18 protein-coding genes are annotated in these 22204 nt (G+C 72.9%); 4 read left to right on the forward strand and 14 right to left on the reverse strand.

Features of this window, described 5'->3' with window-relative positions; genetic code table 11:
• Window positions 1-9 precede the first annotated feature (9 nt).
• Window positions 10-915: an A/G-specific adenine glycosylase gene (locus tag AB0K25_RS11210; protein WP_219465058.1), complete on the forward strand. Its 906-nt coding sequence runs from the start codon at window positions 10-12 to the stop codon at window positions 913-915.
• Window positions 916-1028: 113 nt separating this feature from the next.
• Here AB0K25_RS11210 and AB0K25_RS11215 read toward each other — a convergent pair whose 3' ends face one another.
• The 3 genes from AB0K25_RS11215 to lysS all read right to left on the reverse strand — a co-directional run bounded on the left by AB0K25_RS11215 (window position 1029) and on the right by lysS (window position 6057).
• A complete protein-coding gene (locus AB0K25_RS11215) occupies window positions 1029-3554 on the reverse strand; it encodes an ATP-dependent Clp protease ATP-binding subunit (protein WP_219465060.1) in 2526 nt (841 codons plus the stop codon).
• Window positions 3555-4091: 537 nt separating this feature from the next.
• Complete coding sequence (locus tag AB0K25_RS11220) at window positions 4092-4436, reverse strand: Lsr2 family protein (RefSeq protein ID WP_168222573.1); 345 nt, start codon at window positions 4434-4436, stop codon at window positions 4092-4094.
• 112 nt (window positions 4437-4548) lie between these two features.
• The gene (gene lysS / locus AB0K25_RS11225) at window positions 4549-6057 is read right to left on the reverse strand and encodes a lysine--tRNA ligase (protein ID WP_219465062.1); all 1509 of its coding nucleotides are present in this window, start codon (window positions 6055-6057) and stop codon (window positions 4549-4551) included.
• Between the two features lie 92 nt (window positions 6058-6149).
• Between lysS and AB0K25_RS11230 the strand changes: the two genes are divergently transcribed.
• Window positions 6150-6908, forward strand: a complete 759-nt coding sequence (locus AB0K25_RS11230; RefSeq protein ID WP_363819818.1) for a class I SAM-dependent methyltransferase — start codon at window positions 6150-6152, stop codon at window positions 6906-6908.
• Between the two features lie 23 nt (window positions 6909-6931).
• On the opposite strand, the gene AB0K25_RS11235 is transcribed toward AB0K25_RS11230, so the two are convergent.
• The 8 genes from AB0K25_RS11235 to AB0K25_RS11270 all read right to left on the reverse strand — a co-directional run bounded on the left by AB0K25_RS11235 (window position 6932) and on the right by AB0K25_RS11270 (window position 15558).
• Window positions 6932-7690 (reverse strand): type III pantothenate kinase, encoded by a 759-nt coding sequence (locus tag AB0K25_RS11235; protein ID WP_208567763.1) that lies wholly within the window; start codon window positions 7688-7690, stop codon window positions 6932-6934.
• 93 nt (window positions 7691-7783) lie between these two features.
• Window positions 7784-8680 carry a carboxylating nicotinate-nucleotide diphosphorylase gene (nadC, locus tag AB0K25_RS11240; protein ID WP_357536459.1) on the reverse strand — a complete coding sequence of 299 codons (897 nt, stop codon included), beginning with the start codon at window positions 8678-8680 and terminating at the stop codon, window positions 7784-7786.
• Between the two features lie 171 nt (window positions 8681-8851).
• Window positions 8852-10549 carry an L-aspartate oxidase gene (locus AB0K25_RS11245; RefSeq protein ID WP_219465068.1) on the reverse strand — a complete coding sequence of 566 codons (1698 nt, stop codon included), beginning with the start codon at window positions 10547-10549 and terminating at the stop codon, window positions 8852-8854.
• Window positions 10550-10622: 73 nt separating this feature from the next.
• Window positions 10623-11507 (reverse strand): septum formation family protein, encoded by an 885-nt coding sequence (locus tag AB0K25_RS11250; protein ID WP_357536461.1) that lies wholly within the window; start codon window positions 11505-11507, stop codon window positions 10623-10625.
• A gap of 100 nt (window positions 11508-11607) precedes the next feature.
• Window positions 11608-12033 (reverse strand): aspartate 1-decarboxylase, encoded by a 426-nt coding sequence (gene panD, locus AB0K25_RS11255; protein WP_208567759.1) that lies wholly within the window; start codon window positions 12031-12033, stop codon window positions 11608-11610.
• Between the two features lie 31 nt (window positions 12034-12064).
• Window positions 12065-12910 (reverse strand): pantoate--beta-alanine ligase, encoded by an 846-nt coding sequence (gene panC, locus AB0K25_RS11260; RefSeq protein ID WP_219465070.1) that lies wholly within the window; start codon window positions 12908-12910, stop codon window positions 12065-12067.
• 163 nt (window positions 12911-13073) lie between these two features.
• Complete coding sequence (locus tag AB0K25_RS11265; protein WP_219465072.1) at window positions 13074-14048, reverse strand: DUF2520 domain-containing protein; 975 nt, start codon at window positions 14046-14048, stop codon at window positions 13074-13076.
• Window positions 14049-14277: 229 nt separating this feature from the next.
• Window positions 14278-15558 carry a phytase gene (locus tag AB0K25_RS11270; protein ID WP_363819825.1) on the reverse strand — a complete coding sequence of 427 codons (1281 nt, stop codon included), beginning with the start codon at window positions 15556-15558 and terminating at the stop codon, window positions 14278-14280.
• A 46-nt stretch (window positions 15559-15604) separates the two neighbouring features.
• On the opposite strand from AB0K25_RS11270, the gene AB0K25_RS11275 reads away from it, so the two are divergent.
• Window positions 15605-16741, forward strand: coding sequence for an SAM-dependent methyltransferase (locus AB0K25_RS11275; protein ID WP_363819892.1), 1137 nt, complete (start codon window positions 15605-15607; stop codon window positions 16739-16741).
• Window positions 16738-17907: an NADH-quinone oxidoreductase subunit D gene (locus AB0K25_RS11280; protein WP_219465076.1), complete on the forward strand. Its 1170-nt coding sequence runs from the start codon at window positions 16738-16740 to the stop codon at window positions 17905-17907. Before AB0K25_RS11275 ends, AB0K25_RS11280 begins: the two co-directional genes overlap by 4 nt.
• Window positions 17908-18004: 97 nt before the next feature.
• Here AB0K25_RS11280 and AB0K25_RS11285 read toward each other — a convergent pair whose 3' ends face one another.
• The 3 genes from AB0K25_RS11285 to AB0K25_RS11295 all read right to left on the reverse strand — a co-directional run bounded on the left by AB0K25_RS11285 (window position 18005) and on the right by AB0K25_RS11295 (window position 22020).
• Window positions 18005-19936: a hypothetical protein gene (locus AB0K25_RS11285; RefSeq protein ID WP_357536465.1), complete on the reverse strand. Its 1932-nt coding sequence runs from the start codon at window positions 19934-19936 to the stop codon at window positions 18005-18007.
• A 204-nt stretch (window positions 19937-20140) separates the two neighbouring features.
• Window positions 20141-21145, reverse strand: a complete 1005-nt coding sequence (locus AB0K25_RS11290) for a glycine betaine ABC transporter substrate-binding protein (RefSeq protein WP_363819829.1) — start codon at window positions 21143-21145, stop codon at window positions 20141-20143.
• A 152-nt stretch (window positions 21146-21297) separates the two neighbouring features.
• Window positions 21298-22020, reverse strand: coding sequence for an ABC transporter permease subunit (locus AB0K25_RS11295; protein WP_208567752.1), 723 nt, complete (start codon window positions 22018-22020; stop codon window positions 21298-21300).
• Between the last annotated feature and the right edge of the window lie 184 nt (window positions 22021-22204).

The raw sequence follows: 22204 nt of genomic DNA on the forward strand, positions 1-22204 counted from the left end.
GTCGGCGCGATGACTGAACCGACCTTCACCACCCTGGTCAGCCGGTGGTACGAGCAGAACGCCCGCGACCTGCCCTGGCGGACGCCCGGCATCGGGGCCTGGCCGATCCTGGTCAGCGAGGTCATGCTCCAACAGACGCCGGTGGTGCGCGTCCTGCCCGCCTGGCACGCCTGGCTCACCCGCTGGCCCGATCCCGCCGCCCTCGCCGCCGACACCCCGGCCGAGGCGATCCGGATGTGGGGTCGGCTCGGCTACCCCCGCCGGGCGGTACGGCTGCGCGAGTGCGCGGTGGCGATCGTGGAGCGGCACGGCGGGCGGGTGCCCGACCAACTGGACCAGTTGCTGGCGTTGCCCGGCATCGGGACGTACACCGCGCGGGCGGTCGCCGCGTTCGCCTACGGTCAGCGGCACCCGGTGGTCGACACGAACGTCCGGCGGGTCGTCTCCCGGGCCGTCGCCGGTGCACCGGATGCCGGCCCGGCCACCACCCCGGCCGACCTGGTCGCCTGCGCGGAGCTGCTGCCGGTCGAACCGGCCGCCGCGGCCCTGGCCAGCGCAGCCTTCATGGAACTCGGTGCGATCGTCTGCACCGCCCGTTCACCGCGTTGTCCGGCCTGCCCGGTCGAGGCGGTCTGCGCCTGGCGGGCCTCCGGCCAGGCGGCGCCCACCGGGCCGACCCGCAAGACCCAGCGGTACGCGGGCACCGACCGTCAGGTGCGCGGGCTGCTGCTCGGGGTGCTCCGGGACGCCACCGGCCCGGTGCCGCACCAGCGGCTCGACCAGGTGTGGCACGACGACGTGCAACGGGCCCGGGCACTCGCCGCGCTGGTCAAGGACGGCATGGTGGAGCCGGTCGGCGAGGAGCATTTCCGGCTCATCGGGGATGGTCCCGCCACCCAACCGATTCCCGGCTGACCCGCCCCCGCCGAGGGCTGCGCTGGCCGACGGCAGGCAGAAAGGGCGACGGCCCGGTGGCTCGCGCCACCGGGCCGTCGCCCTCGTGCTCTGTCCTACCGACCCGTCAGGTCCTACTCACCGGCGGTGGCGGTGCCACCCAGGTCGGCCGGGACGGCGTCCGGCACCTCGTCCGGGCGGTCCGAGCCGTGGAAGACCAACTTCGACTTCTCGATGTCCTCCGGGTCCCCCTCGCAGTCCACCACCACGATCTGACCGGGGGTCAGCTCGTTGAACAGGATCCGCTCGGAGAGGTTGTCCTCGATGTCACGCTGGATCGTCCGACGCAGCGGACGGGCCCCCAGCACCGGGTCGAAGCCCTTCTTGGACAGGTACTTCTTGGCGTTGTCGGTCAGCTCCAGACCCATGTCCTTGTTGCGGAGCTGGCCCTCGATCCGCTGGATCATGATGTCCACGATCGAGAGGATCTCGTTCTGCCGCAGCTGGTGGAAGACGATGGTGTCGTCGATCCGGTTGAGGAACTCGGGCCGGAAGTGCTGCTTCAGCTCGTCGTTGACCTTCTGCTTCATCCGGTCGTAGGTGGACTCGGAGTCCTCCGACTGCTGGAAGCCCAACGACACCGCCTTGGCGACGTCCCGGGTGCCCAGGTTGGTGGTCAGGATGATGACCGTGTTCTTGAAGTCCACGATCCGACCCTGGCCGTCGGTGAGCCGGCCGTCCTCCAGGATCTGCAGCAGGGTGTTGAACACGTCCGGGTGGGCCTTCTCGATCTCGTCGAAGAGCACCACCGAGAACGGCCGACGACGGACCTTCTCGGTCAGCTGGCCACCCTCGTCGTAGCCGACGTAGCCGGGAGGGGCCCCGACCAGGCGGGAGACCGTGTAGCGGTCGTGGAACTCGGACATGTCCAGCTGGATCAGCGCGTCCTCGCTGCCGAACAGGAACTCGGCGAGCGCCTTGGACAGCTCGGTCTTACCCACACCGGACGGGCCGGCGAAGATGAACGAGCCGGACGGCCGCTTCGGGTCCTTCAGGCCGGCCCGGGTACGCCGGATCGCCTTCGACACCGCCTTGACCGCGTCCTCCTGGCCGATGACGCGCTTGTGCAGCTCGTCTTCCATCCGCAGCAGCCGGGAGGTCTCCTCCTCGGTCAGCTTGTAGACCGGGATACCGGTCCAGTTGCCCAGGACCTCGGCGATCTGCTCGTCGTCGACCTCGCTGACGACGTCCAGGTCACCGGCCTTCCATTCCTTCTCCCGCTGCGCCTTCTGCCCCAGGAGCTGCTTCTCCTTGTCCCGCAGCTGGGCGGCCCGCTCGAAGTCCTGCGCGTCGATCGCGGACTCCTTGTCGCGGCGCACCTGGGCGATCCGCTCGTCGAAGTCACGCAGGTCTGGCGGCGCGGTCATCCGGCGGATGCGCATCCTGGCCCCGGCCTCGTCGATCAGGTCGATCGCCTTGTCCGGCAGGAACCGGTCGGAGATGTACCTGTCGGCCAGCGTCGCGGCAGCCACCAGGGCGGCGTCCGTGATCGAGACGCGGTGGTGCGCCTCGTAGCGGTCCCGCAGGCCCTTGAGGATCTCGATGGTGTGGGCCAGCGACGGCTCACCCACCTGGATCGGCTGGAAACGACGCTCCAGAGCGGCGTCCTTCTCCAGGTGCTTGCGGTATTCGTCGAGGGTGGTCGCGCCGATGGTCTGGAGCTCACCACGGGCCAGCATCGGCTTGAGGATGCTCGCCGCGTCGATCGCGCCCTCGGCGGCACCCGCACCGACCAGGGTGTGGATCTCGTCGATGAACAGGATGATGTCGCCCCGGGTGCGGATCTCCTTGAGCACCTTCTTGAGGCGCTCCTCGAAGTCACCCCGGTAGCGGGAGCCGGCGACCAGGGCACCGAGGTCGAGGGTGTAGAGCTGCTTGTCCTTGAGCGTCTCGGGCACCTCGCCCTTGATGATCTTCTGGGACAGGCCCTCCACCACGGCGGTCTTGCCGACGCCGGGCTCACCGATCAGGACCGGGTTGTTCTTGGTGCGGCGGGACAGCACCTGCATGACCCGCTCGATCTCCTTCTCGCGCCCGATCACCGGGTCGAGCTTGCCCTCACGGGCAGCCTGAGTCAGGTTACGACCGAACTGGTCCAGCACGAGGCTGGTCGACGGGGCGGCCTCGCCCGGCGCGGTGCCGGCGGCGGCCGGCTCCTTGCCCTGGTAGCCGGAGAGGAGCTGGATCACCTGCTGGCGGACCCGGTTGAGGTCGGCGCCCAGCTTCACCAGCACCTGGGCGGCGACGCCCTCACCCTCGCGGATCAGCCCGAGCAGGATGTGCTCCGTGCCGATGTAGTTGTGGCCGAGCTGCAGCGCCTCGCGCAGGGACAGCTCCAGCACCTTTTTGGCCCGGGGCGTGAACGGGATGTGCCCGCTCGGCGCCTGCTGGCCCTGGCCGATGATCTCCTCGACCTGCTGACGGACGCCCTCCAGGGAGATGCCGAGGCTCTCCAGGGCCTTGGCGGCGACGCCCTCACCCTCGTGGATCAGGCCCAGCAGGATGTGCTCCGTACCGATGTAGTTGTGGTTGAGCATCCGGGCCTCTTCTTGGGCCAGGACGACAACCCGTCGCGCTCGGTCGGTGAACCGCTCGAACATGCCCTCGTGCTCCTCACGTGCCGTGCGCCTCGACTGCGAGATCTTGGCGGGGCCGGTGCGCGGACGTCCGGGACGGGCGTCCGCACCTCCTTACTCTATCGCCGCTGACCGACTCCGCTGAGGTCGTGTCTCCTCGTACCGAGCCGTTCCGACGTCGTTTTGACCAACCATCCGCGCTCAGGAGGTGTTCCGGCACCCCAGCCTGTACGCGCAGAGCGAAATTCACCCGGGGTGCGCAACGCCCTCCGGGGGGTCCCGTGGGTTGTCCACAGGCTGTGGACGAAGTCTCCACCGCCTGTGGACAACGCCTGCGGACCCGGAGAACTTCCCGCCCCCACACCGCCCGCAGCCCCACCCACCGGCCCCCGACGGCGGGTGACGTCGGCCGGGCCCGACGGCCGCCGGGCTGCTGCCCCGAGACGGCGACGCCGGCCGGGGGTGCCCCGAGACGGCGACGCCGGCCCGGAGGGGTGCTCCGAGACGGCGACGCCGGCCCGGAGGGGTGCTCCGGCCCGGCGTCGGTTCGCCACTGACAGCTCAGCGGGTCGCGTGGTACTCGTCGACGATCTCCTGCGGGATACGACCCCGGTCGGAGATGTCCTTGCCGTTCTTCTTGGCCCACGACCGGATCGCCTTGTTCTGCTCGCGGTCGGCGGTCGCGCCGCCCCGGCCCCGGGCGGCCCGGCCACCCACGACCACGCCGCCCCGGCCGACCCGGGTGCCGGCAGCCACGTACGGCGCGAAAACGTCCCGCAATTTGTCGGCGTTGGAGTTCGACAGGTCGATCTCGTACTGAACGCCGTCGAGGGCGAACTTGACGGTCTCGTCCGCGTCCCCGCCGTCCAGGTCATCGACCAGCTTGTGAATGATCTGCTTGGCCACGTCCCACATTCCTTTCGAGCAGGGTGCTCCTGCAATAGGAGCACGATAACCCCCCCGACGCTTGCCGCGTCAATAGGACGCCGTAACGACCCGGCAAAGGTCTCACCGCAGGCTACTCGGGGCGGACCAAGGGGAAGAGGATGGTTTCCCGAATTCCCAGCCCCGTCAGCGCCATCAACAGCCGGTCGATTCCCATTCCCATACCCCCGGCCGGCGGCATTCCGTACTCGATCGCCCGGAGAAAGTCCTCGTCCAGCCGCATGGCCTCGTCGTCGCCCCGGGCACCGAGCTGCGCCTGCGTCACCAGCCGCTCCCGCTGCACCACCGGGTCCACCAGCTCCGTGTACGCGGTGCCCAGCTCGAAGCCGAGCACGTAGAGGTCCCACTTCTCGGCCAGGCCGGGCTCGGTGCGGTGACCCCGGGTCAACGGGCTGGTCTCCTCCGGGTAGTCCCGCACGAAGGTCGGCGCCTGGAGGCTCGGCACCACCAGTTCCTCGAACAACTCCTCGGCCAGCTTGCCCGGCCCCCACTTCGGGTCGACCGCGAGCCCCACCTTGTCGGCGTACTCCACCAGGCGGGTCCGTTCGGTGCGGACCGTGACCTCCTCGCCGAGCGCCTCGGAAAGCGCCCCGAACAGGGTCACCGACCGCCACTCGCCACCCAGGTCGAACTCCCGACCGTCGGCGTGGGTCACCGTCGTCGAGCCGCTGACCGCCACCGCCGCCTGCTGCACGAGATTACGGGTCAACGCCGCCATCGTGTCGTAGTCGCCGTACGCCTGGTAGGTCTCCAGCATCGCGAACTCCGGCGAGTGCGACGAGTCGACTCCCTCATTGCGGAAGTTGCGGTTGATCTCGAACACCCGGTCGACCCCGCCGACCACGGCGCGCTTGAGAAACAGTTCCGGCGCGATTCGCAGATACAGATCAGTACCGAGCGCATTGCTGTGGGTCACGAATGGGCGGGCCGCCGCGCCGCCGTGCAGCAACTGGAGCATCGGCGTCTCGACCTCGATGAATCCCTGACCGTGCAACGAGTCACGCAGGCTGCGTACCGCCGCGGCCCGGGTCCGGACCATCTGCCGGGCCTGCGGACGGACCACCAGGTCCACGTAACGCTGCCGGACCCGGGCCTCCTCGCTCAGCGGCTTGTGCGCCACCGGCAACGGGCGCAGCGCCTTGGCGGTGACCGCCCACTCGTCGGCCAGCACCGACAGCTCACCGCGCCGGCTGGTGATCACCTCGCCGGTGACACCCACGTGGTCACCCAGGTCGACCAGGCGCTTCCAGGCGTCCAGCCGCTCCGCGCCGACCCGGTCCAGGGAGAGCATCGCCTGCAACTCGGTGCCGTCGCCGTCGCGCAGGGTGGCGAAACAGAGCTTGCCGGTGTTCCGAACGAAGATCACCCGGCCGGTGACCGAGATCCGGTCCCCGGTCGCGGTGTCGGTGGGCAGCTCGGCGTACCGCTCGCGCACCTCGGCCAGGGTGCTGGTCCGGGGGTAACCGACGGGGTACGGGTCGATGCCCTCGGCGAGCATCCGGTCCCGCTTCTCCCGGCGGACCTTCATCTGCTCGGGAAGGTCGTCGGCGGGGTCCACTGGCACGGCGTTCTGCTCGGTCACGGCACGCTTCCTCGGCTAAGGGAGTTTCGACTGGGTCAGCCCATGAGCGTACTCATGCCCCCGAGCGGCCGTTACGGGATAACCTGCCCGGCATGGTCGAGCACACCCGGGCACGGTCCTTCGGTACGGTCGCCGCCGACTACGACCGGTTTCGACCCGGTTATCCGGCCGAGGCGCTGCGCTGGGCGCTGGCCGGCACGGGTGCGGGTGCGGGTGCGGGTGCGGGTGCCAGCGTGGTCGACCTGGGTGCCGGCACCGGCCTGCTCACCCGTGACCTGCGGGCCCTCGGCCACCGGGTCACTCCGGTCGAACCCGACCCGGCGATGCGGGCCCGGCTCGACACGGCCGTTCCCGGGACCACCGCCCTCGCCGGCTGCGCCGAGGCGGTCCCGCTGCCCGACGCGAGCGCCGACGCGGTGCTGGTCGGCCAGGCCTACCACTGGTTCGACCGGGAACGCGCGCACGTCGAGATCGCCCGGGTGCTCCGGCCGCACGGCATCTTCGCCCCGATCTGGAACATCCGGGACGAAACGGTCGGCTGGGTGGCCGAGCTGGGGCGGATCGCCCAGATGGGGGAGAACGTCAGCGACCTGACGGTGAAGGTGACCACCTTCGGTGCGGCCTTCGGCCCGGTCGAGCTGGGCCGGTTCACCCACCGGACGACCGTCACCTCCGACGAGGTCCTCGGGCTGTTGCGTACCCGCTCACACTGGTTGGTCGCCGCCCCGCAGCAGCGGCAACGGCTGGAGCGGGACCTGCGCGAGTTGTTCGCCACCCACCCCGACCTGGCCGGCCGGGAGACCGTCGAGCTGCCGTACCAGACGCTGGTCTTCCGGGCCCGGCGGCGCTGAACCGCCGCGACCGGCCGTCGTGATCAGGTGTTGCGTTCGTAGACCATGCGCAGCCCGATCAGGGTGATCATCGGCTCGTGGTGGGTGATGGTCCGGCACTCGCCGATCACCACCGAGGCCAGCCCGCCCGTGGCGATCACCGCCCGGACCTGGCCCAACTCCTCGGTCATCCGCTCGACGATCCGGTCGACCTGCCCGGCGAAGCCGAAGTAGAGGCCGGACTGGAGACACTCCACGGTGTTCTTGCCGATCACCGAGCGGGGCTTGTTGGCCTCCACCTTACGCAGCTGGGCGGCGCGGGCCGCCAACGCGTCGAAGGAGATCTCGATGCCCGGGGCGAACGCCCCACCGAGGAACTCCCCCCGACCGCTGATCACGTCGAAGTTGGTGGTGGTGCCGAAGTCCACCACGATCGACGGACCCCCGTAGAGGGTGTACGCGGCCAGCGTGTTGACCACCCGGTCCGCGCCCACCTCCTTCGGGTTGTCGATGGCCAGCTGCACCCCGGTGCGGACCCCCGGCTCGACGACCACGCTCGGCAGGTCGGCGTAGTAACGGGCCAGCATGGTCCGCAGCGAGCGCAGCGCCGCCGGCACCGTCGAGCAGGCGGCCACCCCGGTGATCTCCACGGCGTCACCGGCGAGCAGCCCCCGGAACATCAGACCCAGCTCGTCCGCTGTCGAACGGGCGTCGGTCTTGATCCGCCACGAGTGCACCAGCTTGTCGCCGTCGAAGGTCGCCAGCACGGTGTTGGTGTTTCCGATGTCGATGCAGAGCAGCACGCACGCAGCCTAGACGCCGACCGGCCCACCGCAGGCGAGCAGTGGGCCGGACCCGCTGCCCCGCACCGACGGGTAGCCGGCGGCCCGGCCGGCTCACCGCTCGCGCAGGTCCAGGGCGATGTCCAGGATCGGCGAGGAGTGCGTCAGGGCACCCACCGACAGGTAGTCCACCCCGGTCGCCCCGTACTCGGCGGCCACCTCCAGGGTCAGCCCACCGGTCGCCTCCAGCTCGGCCCGGTCGCCGACCGCCGCGACCACCTCGCGCAGGGTCGCCGGGGACATGTTGTCCAACAGCAGGAAGTCCGCGCCCGCCTCCACCGCCTCCACCGCCTCGGCCGGGGTGTCCACCTCGACCTGCACCGGCACCTGCGGGAAGGTCTGCCGGACCCGACGGAAGGCCGCCCCGACACCACCGGCGGCCAGCTTGTGGTTGTCCTTGATCATGGCGACGTCGTACAGGCCCATCCGCTTGTTGGTGCCACCGCCGGCCCGGACCGCGTACTTCTCCAGCATCCGCAGGCCCGGGGTGGTCTTGCGGGTGTCCAGCACCGTCGCCTTGGTGCCGGCCAGGGCGTCCGCCCAGGCCCGGGTGTGGGTGGCCACCCCGGACATCCGGGAGAGCAGGTTCAGCGCGGTGCGCTCGGCGGTGAGCAGCAGCCGGGTCGGGCCGGTCACCGTCGCCAGCACCTCACCCCGGGCCACCCGCGCGCCGTCGTGGGCCACCACCACCACCTCGACGGTACGCTCCGCAGCGCTCACCTCGCCGACCAGCTCGAACACCGCCGCCGCCACCGCCAGCCCGGCCACCACCCCGGCCTCCCGGGCCACCAGGTCGGCGGTGTCGGTCTGCCCGGCCGCAACGGTGGCGACGCTGGTGACGTCGACGAAGTCCGCCCCCAGATCCTCGGTGAGCGCGTCGACGATCACCCGCCGGACCCGCTCCGGGTCCAACCCGCCCGCCGTCAACGCCTGTCGCGTCGGTTCCCGCACTGCATTTCCTTTCGTTCGCCACTGCGGGGCTCGCAAACCCGGCTCACTCCTCGGACTCACCCGCCCCCCTTCGTTCGCCACTGCGGGGCTCGCAAACCCGGCTCACTCCTCGGACTCACCCGCCCCCCTTCGTTCGCCACTGCGGGGCTCGCAAACCCGGCCCGCTCCGGGTCAGGGCAGGCCCTCCCAGCGTTCGGTGAGGTCACCCCCGGCACCGACGGCCGCGACGAGATGACCGCGCCACCGCTCGTCGGCCGCCGGGAAGTCCTCCCGCCAGTGGCAGCCCCGGGTCTCCTGGCGGGCGTACGCGGCGGCGACCAGGGCGGACGCCACGGTGACCAGGTTCGTCGCCTCCCAGCCGGCGGTGCCCGGCCGACCCTGGCCCTGCCCCAGCTCGGTCAGGGTGGCGGCGGTCGCGGCCAGGGTCGACGCCGACCGCAGCACCCCCGCGCCCCGGGTCATCGCCCGTTGCAACGCGGGCACCCCCTCGGCGGGCAGCACCCCACCCCCGCCGCCCACCCAGGCACCGGTCTGCGCCGGTTGCGCCTGCTCGGGCAGCCCGGCGGCGATGTCCTCGGCGATCCGGCGGGAGAAGACCAACCCCTCCAGCAGCGAGTTGCTGGCCAGCCGGTTCGCGCCGTGCACGCCCGTGCAGGCGACCTCGCCGCAGGCGTACAGGCCGGGGATGGAGGTCCGGCCGCGCAGGTCGGTGCGGACGCCACCGGACGCGTAGTGGGCGGCCGGGGCGACCGGAATCAGATCCGTCGCCGGGTCGACCCCGATGGCCAGGCAGGACGCGACGATGGTCGGGAACCGCCCGGCGAGGAAGTTCGCGCCGAGGTGCCGGGCGTCCAGATGGACGTGGGCCGCGCCGGTGGCCAGCAGCACCCGGTGGATGCCCTTGGCCACCACGTCCCGGGGGGCCAGCTCGGCCAGTTCGTGCTGGCCGAGCATGAACCGCTTGCCGTCGGCGTCGACCAGGTGGGCGCCCTCACCGCGCAGCGCCTCCGACACCAGCGGCTGCTGGGCCAGGCCCGCGCCCGGCACCCGGGCCTGCTCCGGCACGATCAGCGCGGTCGGGTGGAACTGCACGAACTCGACGTCGGTGACCGCCGCCCCGGCCCGCATCGCCAACGCCACCCCGTCACCGGTGGAGACCGCCGGGTTGGTGGTGGCCGAGAAGACCTGCCCCATCCCGCCGGTGGCCAGCACCACCGCGCGGGCCAGCAGCGCGCCGACGCCGTCCTCGCTGCCCTCGCCCAGCACGTGCAGGGTGATGCCGCAGGCCGGGCCGGGAGAGTCCGGGTCGTCGCCGGGGGCGCGCAGCAGGTCCAGCACCAGGGCGTGCTCGACCAGGCGGATCCACGGGTCCCGGCGCACCGCCGCGTGCAGGGCCCGCTGCACCTCCGCCCCGGTGGCGTCCCCACCGGCATGCACGATCCGGTCGGCCCGGTGCCCGCCCTCCCGGGTGAGCATCAACGAACCGTCCGGGTTGCGGTCGAACTCCGCGCCGATGCGCATCAGTTCCCGCAGCCGCAGCGGCCCCTCCTCCACCAGCAGCCGCACGGCCGCCGGGTCGCAGAGTCCGACCCCGGCGATCTCGGTGTCGCGGGCGTGCGCGGCGGGCGAGTCGGCCGGATCGAGTACGGCGGCGATGCCGCCCTGCGCCCAGCGGGTCGACCCGTCGTCGATGTTGACCTTGGTGACCACGGTGACGTGCAGGCCCGCCTCGCGCAGGTGCAGCGCGGCGGTCAACCCGGCCACCCCGGAGCCGACCACGATCACATCGGTGGTCTCCACCCAACCGGGCGCGGGAGCAGCCAACAGTCTGGGCAGGGCCGGCAGGTCGACGGTCGGCGGGAGTTCCATAGCCACAGTCAACCCGAACGATCCTCGCGACGGGCGGCGGGGGCGGGACGAGTGGTTTCGGCTACCCCGTCCGCTACTTCGTCCGCACCGGCAGGGCGGCCGGTCCGCCGCCCTTCAGCGAGGCGGTCACCGTCCGGTCGCTCAACCACAGGTAGCAACGGACCCCCCGGTCGCCGACCCGCCACCGGCCCGGCCCCGGCGGACGCACCACCACGCCGCTGCGGAAACGCAGGTCGGCGTCGTCCGGCACACCCACGTAGCGACCCAGCAGGCTGCGGCAGCCGGCGTACAGCGGCAGCCAGTCGACGTCCTTGACCGGATAGGCCCGGTCGGGGGCCTTCCAGGCGCCCACGAACTCCGCCTCGTGGACGGTCGAGCACTCCACCGGCACCAGCACCTGCACCCCGGCACCCCGGCCGCTCTTGGCCCGCTGACAGCCCAACCGCAGCGGCGACGGGCCCTTCAACGCGTCCCGCAGGCTGCCCGTACGGGTGACCACGGTGGCCGCCGCCTCGACGGTGGTCACCTCGCTCAGGTCGCACCGGAACCAACGGGCCCCGGCCGTCCAGCCGAGCGCGGTCGGCAGCGCCACCGCCAGCCGCAGCCGGCCGGCCCGCCAGTCGTCGCCCAGGTAACCGGCGGCCCGGGTGTCGCACTCGGCGAACGCACCCCGCAACTCCGCCGAACCGGTGACCGGCGCGACGACCCGCTCGCCCGGCAACGCGCCCACGTGCACCGTCTCCACCCGGTGCGGCACCGCGCAGTCCACCGGCGCGTACGCCGCCAGGGCGACCGTGTCGGTGAAGTCGGCGACCTGACAAACCCCCGCCTCGGGGGTGAACGGCCCGGCCGGCGGCAGGGCCGCCCAGTCGTCGGTGAGATCGCCGTCGAGGCCGCCCGGCGCACCGCAGCCCGCCAGGACCACACCCACCGCCAACGCGGCGATCAAGACCCTCATCGGACGACGCAACGCGGCCTCCCCCAGCCGACGACCGTCAATCCGACGGTCAGTCCAGGGTAACCAAAAATGACCTTCCGGTAACAGACCGGAATTCCGGTCAGCCCACGACGGCGAGCGGACTCGGCACCGGGTCCCCGGCCGTCCCCGGGGCCGCAGCCGCCGGATCGCCGCCCAGCTCAACCACCCTGTTGTCGGCGTCCACATGGACCACCCGGGGGCGGTACGTCCGGGCCTCCGCGTCGTCCATCTGACCGTACGAGATCAGGATCACCAGGTCGTTCGGGTGCACCAGGTGCGCCGCCGCGCCGTTGATGCCGATCACCCCGCTGCCCCGCTCCCCCGGGATCACGTACGTCTCCAGCCGGGCCCCGTTGGTCACGTCCACGATCGCCACCTGCTCGCCCGGGAGCAGGTCGGCGGCGTCGAGCAGATCCTGGTCCACCGTCACCGAGCCGACGTAGTGCAGGTCGGCCTGGGTCACCGTCGCCCGGTGGATCTTCGACTTGAGCATGGTCCGGAACATCGGCTTGCCTCTCGACAGGTGGTGTGCGTGGTCAGGAGCGGGGGGCGAGGTCGATCGCCAGGTTGTCGATCAACCGGGTGGTGCCCACCCAGGCCGCGATCAACAGCCGGGCCGGGCCGGCGACCGGCCCCGGCTCCAGATCCGGATCGGTGAGCACCAGATAGTCCAGTCGCACACCCGGCACCTCGCCGAGCACCCGGTGCGCGGCGGCCAGCACGTCACCGGCGTCCGCGCCCCGCCCGGCGGCGTCCGCCCCGGCCCGCAGCGCGGCCGAGAGGCTCAACGCGACCTGCCGCTCGTCCGCCGACAGGTAGCGGTTACGGCTGGACCGGGCCAGCCCGTCCGGCTCCCGTACGGTCGGCACACCGACCACCTCGACCGGCACGTCCAGGTCCCGGGCCATCCGACGGACCAGGGTGAGCTGCTGGTAGTCCTTCTCCCCGAAGAAGGTCACGTCGGGCCGGGTGAGCTGGAGCAGCTTCAACACCACGGTCAGCACCCCGTGGAAGAAACCGGGCCGGCTCTGCCCCTCTAACTCCTCACCGGGCTGACCCGGGTTGACCCGGACCGTGGGCTGCCCGTCCGGGTACATGTCGGTCACGGCCGGGGCGAACACCAGGTCCGCACCGGCCCGCCGGCACACCTCCAGGTCGGTGTCGAGGGTGCGCGGATACCTGTCGAAGTCCTCGTTCGGGCCGAACTGCAACGGGTTCACGAAGATCGTCACCAGCACGTGGTCGGCCCGCTCCCGGGCCGCCCGGATCAGCGCCTCGTGCCCCGAGTGCAGCGCACCCATCGTCATCACCACACCGACCGTGCCGGCCAGCCCCGCCCGGGCCTTCGCCAACTCCACCCGGGTGTGCACCAGTTCCGTCACTGAACCGCCTTCCGTTCGCGACTGCGGGGCTCGCAAAACCGGCTCACTCCTCGCACTCACCAACCCGCCCTCCGTTCGCGACTGCGGGGCTCGCAAAACCGGCTCACTCCTCGCACTCACCAACCCGCCCTCCGTTCGCGACTGCCGGGCTCGCAAAACCGGCTCACGCCGCCACCTCGCGGTGGATGCCGGCGAGCACGTCGAGCAGGGACTCGGCGTCGACCGGGCGCAGCCGGCCCGCCGCGATCGCCCGGTCCGCGCTCCGTCGGGCCAACGCCAGATAGGGGGCCACGGATTCCGGCGCGGTCTGCGCCAGCCGGGCCAGGTGCCGCCGTACGGTGCCCGCGTCGCCACGCGACACCGGGCCGGTGAGCGCGTCGTCGCCGAGCCGCAGGGCGTTCTCCAACGCCGCCCGCAGCAGCGGGGCCAGCACCTTCTCCGGCTGGGTCACCCCGGCGTCCCGCAGCCGGTCGGCCGCCTCGTTGACCAGGGTCACCAGGTGGTTCGCGCCGTGCGCCAGGGCCGCGTGGTAGAGGACCCGGTCGGTCTCCCCCACCCACTCCGGCACCCCGCCCAGGTCGGCGACGAGCCGGGCCGCCGCCGCCCGCAACTCCACCGGGGCGGTCACCCCGTAGGAGATGCCGGCCAGCCGGGACAGGTCGTCCGGCGTACCGGTGAAGGTCATCGCGGGGTGCAGGGCCAACGGCCGGGCACCGACGGCGGCGGCCGGGGCCAGCACGGTCAGGCCGTGCGCGCCGGAGGTGTGCGCGACCACCTGGCCGGGGTGCAGCGCCCCGGTGTCGGCCAAACCAGCGACCACACCGGCCAGCGCGTCGTCGGGGACGGCGAGCAGCAGCAGGTCGGTGGCCTCCCGGGCGACCGAGGTCGCCGACCGGGTCACCGCGTCCGGCAGGAGCAACGCGATCCGGGCCCGGGTCGCCCCGGAGACGCCGGAGGCGGCGACCACCCGGTGCCCGGCGGCGACCAGCGCCGCCCCGAGCACCGCACCCACCCGGCCGGCACCGACCACACCCACGGTGAGCTGGGGGGGAAGGACGAACGGGACACCGGGTGCGGCGGGGCCCTGCGGTACGGCGACGCCGGGGGCAGCCGGACGGGGGCGCAGCGGTGCGCTCATGGCAACGATCCAGTCCTCGAAGGGGGTACCGGTCGATCGCAAGTATGCGCCGGGGGCAGGGAACCCGAACAAGGATGTGTGAAAACCTTCACCGACCCCGGGCACCGGGTGGCCCGACGGCGGCAGCTCACCCGGTGCGGCAGCCCACCCGGTGCGGCAGTTCACCGGGTGCGGCAGCTCACCGGGTGTGGCGGCCCACCCGGTGCGGCAGCTCACCGGGTGCGGCAGCTCACCGGTGGCCGGCCAGGAACCCGGCGTCGACGAACTTGACGTTGGTGTCCGGGCGTACCCCGTCGTCCCCGTCCGGCGTCGTCGGGGTGTTACGGCCGTCCTGCACCACCAGCAGCCCGCCCGGGAAGCCCGGCAGCGGCGTCGCCGTCACCGCCGCCCCGTCGCACTCCTGCACGCCGTCGACCCGTCCGTCGACCACCGCGAACCGCCCGGTCGGCCGGTTGGTGACCCGGTCGTAGGTGAAGAACGTGTCGTCGCCCTGGCTGGACACGACGAGGGTGCCCGCGTCCCGACCGGTGGGCAGGATCGTCAGCCCCTCCACGTCCTGGGCGATCCGCCCGCCGAAGCCCGGGTCGGCGGTGTCGTCGGCCACGCAGTCGTCGGCCGCCGGGTCGAAGACCGCCGGGACGCCGTACTCGCGGACCCGCTCCACCGGCCGGGGTACGCCCACGAACCGGCCAGCGACCAGCCGGGTCCGCCACAGGCCGACCTTCTCCTGCGCCAGGTACACCACGCCGGTGGCCGGGTCCACCACCGTCCCCTCCACCTGCGGGCCGTCCCCCGGGTCGGTGCACGGCGACCAGGCGGAGCCGTCCGGCAGGGTGAACGTCGACGGCAGCACCAGCCGCCCCACCGGCCGGTAGCTGACCTTCCCGGCCCGCTCCACCAGCCGGAACACCCCCACCTCCGGGGTGCTGCGCCGGCTCACCACCGCGTACGCGGCCCCGTCCCGGTCGGTGAACGTGCCCAACCCGTACGCGGTGCGTTGGGTGTTCACCTCCGCCTGGTCCCGGCTGAACGCGAACGGCGGCTGCGGCGCGGTCACGTCGACCAGCCGCCGCGACACCGGATCGATCCGGTAGAACCGGAGCTGGTCGCGTCCCCGGTCGGTGACCACCGCCAGGTCGACCGGCCGGCCCGCCAGCCGGAAGCCGCTGACCAGGTCGACGTTGTTGAACCGGCCCGCCTCGTCGTCCGGGCCGGGTGCCGGCGGGGTGGCGATCGCCTGCCGCTCCCGGGCCCGCAGGTCGTACACCCGCAGGCCGCCGTTCTTGGCGGTGACGACCACCAGGCTGCCGGCCCGGTCGGTCGGGTGCACCCAGATCGCCGGATCGTCGGCGTCGGCGTCGCCACCGGCGGCGTCGGCGAACAGGGCGGGTGTCTCGGCCACCGCCCGGACTGCACGCGGCACGTCGTCGCGGGCGGGCGCGGCGGCGGCACCGGTGGTCGTCACCAGCAGCGGTACGACCGCCAGCGCGGAGATCACGATTCGTCTCATGCCCGCAGACCGTAGGGTCGGCACGGTGACGGACGCTGAACACGGGATGAACGCGATTCGCTGGCGGTACGCCATGGACGCCGCCCTCTACGGGCCGCGCGGCTTCTTCGTCTCCGGGTCCGGCCCGGCCGACCACTTCCGGACCAGCGTGCACGCCTCCCCGGCGTTCACGGCGGCGGTGTTCCGGCTCGTGTCCCGCCTCGACGCCGCCCTCGGTTTCCCCACCCCGTTCGACGTGGTGGACGTGGGTGCGGGCCGGGGTGAGCTGCTGCGCGCCCTGGCCGCCCTGGCCCACGGGTCGGCGACGCCCGGCGCGGCTGCGACGCCGCTGGCCCACCGCCTACGCCTCACGGCCGTGGAACCGGCCCCCCGCCCGGCGGACCTGCCGCCCGACATCGCCTGGACGACCGAACCCCCGGCGGGAATCACCGGCCTGCTGACCGCGACCGAATGGCTGGACAACGTCCCCCTGGACGTGGCCGTCCCCACCGGCACCGGCTGGCGCTACCACCTGGTGGACCCGAGCACCGGCGAGGAGACCCCCGGCCCCCCGCTGACCCCGGAAGACCTCACCTGGCTGACCACCTGGCACCCCACCCCAATCCCCACCCCAACCCCGGCCGCGCCCCCCACCACCGCCCCGGTGATCAAGAGGTTTGCGTCAACGGAGGGGCTCGAACCTGACGCAAACCTCTTGATCACCGGGCGGGGGGAGCGAGGGGGGCGGGTTGAGGTGGGGCGGAGTCGGGACGAGGCGTGGGGGCGGGCCGTCGGGCGGCTGCGGCAGGGGGTGGCGTTGGCCGTGGACTACGGGCACCTGCGCGAGCGGCGGCCGGTCGACGGGACGTTGACCGGGTACCGGAACGGACGGCAGGTGCCTCCGGTGCCGGACGGGTCGTGCGACATCACCGCGCACGTCGCCATGGACTCCGTCGCCGCCACCGGTGCGCAGGTCGCCGGGTGTGCGTACACGCTGGTGTCGCAGCGGGAGGCGCTGCTCGCGCTCGGGGCCGACGGTGGGCGACCGGCGCTGAGCCTGGCCGGCAGCGACCCCGCCGGGTACGTGCGGGCCCTCGCCGCCGCCTCGGCGGTGGCCGAGCTGACCGACCCGGCCGGACTCGGCGGGCACCACTGGCTGCTCCAGCCGGTCGGCGTCGCCGTCGATGCGCTCATGGCACGATGACCGGCATGACCACGGACACCGGTGAACTGCGCGAGCTGACCGTCGGCACCGGGGCCGGCGGGGAGCAGCTCGGCACCGACATGGTGCTCAACATCGGCCCGCAGCACCCCTCGACGCACGGCGTGCTGCGGCTGAAGCTGGTGCTCGACGGGGAACGGGTGGTCGCCGCCGAACCGATCGTCGGGTACATGCACCGGGGCGCGGAGAAACTGTTCGAGGTCCGCGACTACCGGCAGATCATCGTGCTGGCCAACCGGCACGACTGGCTGTCGGCGTTCTCCAACGAGCTGGGTGTGGTGCTCGCCGTCGAACGGCTCATGGGCATGGAGGTGCCCGAGCGGGCCACCTGGCTGCGGATGGCGCTGGCCGAGCTGAACCGGGTGCTCAACCACCTGATGTTCCTCGGCTCGTACCCGCTGGAGATCGGCGCGATCACCCCGGTCTTCTACGCCTTCCGGGAACGGGAGACCATCCAGGCGGTCATGGAGGAGGTCTCCGGCGGCCGGATCCACTACATGTTCAACCGGGTCGGCGGGCTCAAGGAGGAGGTCCCCGCCGGCTGGACCGGACGGGCCCGCGCCGCCATCGGCGAGGTCCGCCGCCGGATGCCCGACCTGGACCGGCTGATCCGACGCAACGAGATCTTCCTGGCCCGTACCGTCGGGGTGGGGGTGCTGTCGGCCGCCGACGCCGCCGCGTTCGGGGCGTCCGGGCCGGTCGCCCGCGCCTCCGGGCTCGACCTGGACCTGCGCCGCGACGACCCCTACCTGGCGTACGACCAGCTCGACGTGCCGGTGGTCACCCGCACCGCGGGCGACTGCCACGCCCGCTTCGAGGTGCTGCTCGACCAGGTGTACGCCTCCCTCGACCTCGCCGAACAGTGCCTCGACCGGGTCGACCGGCTCACCGGGCCGGTGAACACCCGGCTGCCCAAGGTGGTCAAGGCCCCCGAGGGGCACACCTACGCCTGGACGGAGAACCCGCTCGGGATCAACGGCTACTACCTGGTCTCGCGGGGCGAGAAGACGCCGTGGCGGCTCAAGCTGCGCACCGCGTCGTACGCCAACGTGCAGGCGCTGGCCACCCTGCTGCCCGGCTGCCTGGTGCCCGACCTGATCGCGATCCTCGGCTCGATGTTCTTCGTGGTCGGCGACATCGACAAGTAGACCGGGGCCAACACCACACCCGGGCCCGACCTGGTCCGGCAACGGGGGCCTGATCCGGCCCTGCCCGGCACGTGGGCCCGGCCCGGTACCCGGACGGTCAGCGCCAGTGGCCGCCGGCGCGCGGGGCGTCGTCCTGCGGGGGGTAGCCGTACCGCTCCTCGCCGTCGGACTGCTGGTGCCCGCGTGGTTCGGGGTCGGGGGTACGCCACGACACCACCGGCTCCCGGTCCCGCCATTGCTCGGCCGGTTGCCCGCCCCACCGCTGGTCGTCCACGGGAGCGGACCGGTCCGCAGCCGCCGGTCCGGACCGCCCGGACCGGTCCACAGCGGACTGCCCGGTGCGCGTGGACCAGTCCGGCGACGGCTGTCGTACGCCGCCCGGCCACTCCTCGCCCGGCGGGACGGCCCGCCCCGGCCGCTCCTGGGCCGGCTGGGCAACCGACGCCGACCAGTCCGGTGCGGACGGCGCGGGCTGGGCGGCCCCGGCCGACCACTGCTCGGCCGGCCGGTGACTGCGCGCCGGCTCCCGCCACTGCTGCGGCACCGGGACACCACCCGCCGGCAACGCCGGGCGGCCCTCCGGCGTCGACCGTCCGCCACCCCACCGCTCACCGGTCCGCGCCGGCTCCTCCCGGTAGGCGTCCTCCTGCCGGTACGGGTCCTCCTGCCGGACCGAGGCCCACCGGTCGGAGTAGTGGTAACCGGCGCCGTCGGCGTGCACCTCCGCCCGGCGCTCCCCGACCCGCAGCTCCCGGGCACGCCCGTCGTCGCGCACCTCGGCCCAGCGGTCACCGGCGCGTACCTCGCGGGCCGGCGGGTCGGCCCTGTTCTCGGCCCACCGGTCACCGGCCGGCACCTCGGGCGCGGACGATTCGCCACGGGTCTCGGTCCAGCCGGACCGGCCGCCGGACGACCTGACGCCGCCCTCCCCACCGACCGGGGACCACTCGGGGCGGGGCTGCTCGGGACGGGACCACTCGGTGCGGGCCGGTTCGGGACGGGGCTGCTCGGGACGGTCGTCGGCCGGGGCACCCCACGAGGGGCCGGACGCGGCCGGCCAGGCCCGCTCGTCGCGGGACGGCGGGCGGGACGCCCGGGACCGGTCGTCCGACGGGGCGGACCAGTCCCGGCCGGGCGGCTCCGCCTGACCCGACCAGGGGTGCTGCGGCTCCCCACCGGCCCAGGACGGCTGCTCCGCGCCAGGCGTCCAACGACCGGCGTACCCACCGCCGTAGCCGCCGGCCGGATCGGGACCGTCGACGACGGTGTGCCGGGTGGTCACGTGCACCGTCTCGGTGTGCCGCACCACGCCGAGCGGACGCGACGTCGACTCGGCACCGGGCACCGGGCCACGTGGTTCGCGAGCGGACGCCCCGTACCCGCCGGGCTGGCCGGACTGGCCGGTGGCCGGGCGGTCCGGGGCGTACCGGCGGCCGGACGCTGCGGGGGTCTCCCGGTCGGCGGCGACCCGGCCCCGGCCCGTCGCGACCGGCTCGGCGTCATCCGCCGCGCCCCAGTCCGGCGGGCTCTCCTCGGCGACGGCCCGCCGACGGCCGACCGGGACCTCCGGCGCCGGTTCGACGGCCGGGACCCGGGCCCGGCCCGCACCGACGGCCCGATCCTCGACGGCCGGCGGGTCGCCGGCGGCCGTCGCCAGATCGGCTGTCACCGCATCCAGCCGGCGACGCAACGCGGTGACCTGCTCCTCGGCCCGCTGGGACTGGTCCAACGCCTGGTTGCCGCGCTGGGCGGCGGCGACGATCTCGCTACGCAGCTCGCGCCGCAGCTGCGCCAGCTCGTCGAGCACCTCCGCGTCGGACGACCGGGTGCCGCCGTCGGCCCGCAGTGCGATGGAGAGGCCGATCAGCACCACGGCGGTGATGGCCAGCACCGCGGCGAACCGCAGCGGACCGTTGCCGTCGGCGAACAACAGGATCAGCGCGGCGATGGGCGCGAACGCCACCCCGATCCAGAACAGGACGGTCAGGAGCTGCGGGCTGCGCTTCTCGGAGACGACCGGGGAGGGCATGGCTGTGCAGCCTACCGAGATGTACGCGGGCTGGGAACGGTCCCAGGGCAGAAATGCCCCGATCTCGGCCGGTACGGCGCAGCGGGCCCGGCTGACCTGCCCCGTGCACCGAGGTCGTCGCCGCACCCGTAGACGGGGAAGGTGAGAAACGACTCAGGACGGGCCCGGTCGCGGTCGGGGGGAGCCGACCGCGACCGGGAACACTCAACTGGTGGCGAGCGCGCCGTCGGACGAGAAGACCAGGCCCACGCTGGCGGTGCCGGTCTTCAGCGCGTTCTTGGTCTGCGGGCCACCGGCGTCCAGCGAGCTGAACGAACCGGCCTTGAAGTCGTAGACCTCGACCAGACCGGCCTGGCACTTCGGCCGCTGCGGGCACTCCGGCGGGCCGGCCAGCACGGTGTCCTTGCCGGAGCACTTGGCCGCCAGGTCGGAGAGGGTCTTGAGGGAGTACTTGTCGGCGAACGCCTTGGTCACCGCGAAGGCGTTCTGGTCCTGCGCCGAGGACGGGGTGCCGAACGTGATGCCCGCCTTGTCACCCTCGGACTTCAACGCGCTGACCGTCTTGTCCAGCTCCGGCGAGGAGACCGGGGTGGCGTCCTTGCCGTTGGCCTTGGTGTTGAGGAACTCCGCCATGGTCGCCGCGTACTCGGGGACGACCTGGATCTCGCCCTTCTCCAGGCTCGGCCCGTACAGCTCGCGGTTGCCGATCTGCTGCACCTTGACCTGGTAGCCGGCCGCCGTGAGGGCGATGTTGTACAGCTCGGCCAGGGTCTGACTCTCGGAGAAGTTGCCCGCCCCGACGACGATCTGCCCACCCGGCCCCTTGGCGATGCCGGTGGTCAGACCCGTGGCGACGGCGAACTCCTCGGCCGCCGCCTTCGGCGTCTTGCGGTCCACGTCGACGGCCTTGTTGAGGGCGATCAGCTTCGGGGTGTCCACCACGGCGGAGACCTTGTCCAGCGCGGCGAGCAGCTGCGGGTTCGCCACCTTGGCGTTGACCGCCGGAATGATGTTGTCGGTGTTCTGGAGCTTCTTGTCGTCGTCGAGGACGACAAGCTGCTCACCGGCGACCGGGGCGCAACCCGCACCGCTCGCGCCCTGCTCCGGAGCATCGGTGCCGGACGAGCCGGCGTCTCCGCACCCGGTCAACAGACCCGCCATGGTCAGGGCGCCCACCGCACCCACCGCCAGCCGTGTCCGTACGCGCATCGTGCCCGCCTTCCGTGTCCCGGCACGGCCCGGGCAGGGCCGGCCGCGTGTCCGACGGGCGACGGCCGCCGCCCGCGGGTTCAGCCAATATCCTTCCGGACCGACCGACAAACTCTGAACCGCTTTCGTAACGTGATCGTCACGGAAAGGGATCAGTTCCCCGCCGTGGCGTCCGCCGCCCGCCGGTTCGCCACCCGCCGGGTACGCCGCAGCGGTCGCGGAGTCACCACCCGCTCGACCAGTGCCAGCAGCCCCTCCGCCGCCAACGCCAGCCCGGCCACCAGCACCCCACCGGCGATGATCTGCCCGCCACCGGCCGCGATGTCCAGTCCGAAGCCGGCCCGGATGATCTGGCCCAGCCCACCACCGTTGACGAACGAGGCCAGTGCCGCCGTCGCCACCACCTGCACGGCGGCCGTCCGGAACCCGGCGGCCAGATACGGCACCGCCAGCGGCAACTCCACCCGCCGCAGCACCTGCCACCCGGACAGCCCCATCCCGCGCGCCGCGTCCCGGGCCTCCGGGTCGGCCTGCCGCACCCCGGTGTACGCGTTGGCCAGCAGCGGCGGCACCGCGAACACGGCTAGGGCGACCACCACCGCCGGACGCCCGAATCCGAGGAAGGTCAGCGGGAGGATGGTGAGCAGCGCCAGCGTCGGGATGGACAGGGTCAGGTTGGAGATCAACACGACCGCTCCGCCGCCGCGCCCCGAGTGCCCCAGCCAGAGACCGACCGGCCAGGCCACCAGGCAGCCCAGCAGCACCGCCGCGACGGACATGCTCAGGTGCTCCCCGACCCGGTCGAGCACCCCACCGGGATTGGTCCAGTTGAGCGGGTCGTTGAGCCAGACCACCGCCTGCTGCACCGGGTTCACTGGATATGCCTTTCGCTCGCGACTGTGGGGCTCCGCTGCGCTGCACTCCTCGCGCTCACCGGACCGACCTTCCGTTCGCGACTGCGGGGCTCCGCTGCGCTGCACTCCTCGCGCTCACCGGACCGACCTTCCGTTCGCGACTGCGGGGCTCCGCTGCGCTGCACTCCTCGCGCTCACCGGGGAC

The sequence above is a fragment of the Micromonospora sp. NPDC049257 genome, assembly GCF_040678915.1.
Taxonomy (GTDB): Bacteria; Actinomycetota; Actinomycetes; order Mycobacteriales; family Micromonosporaceae; genus Micromonospora; species Micromonospora antibiotica.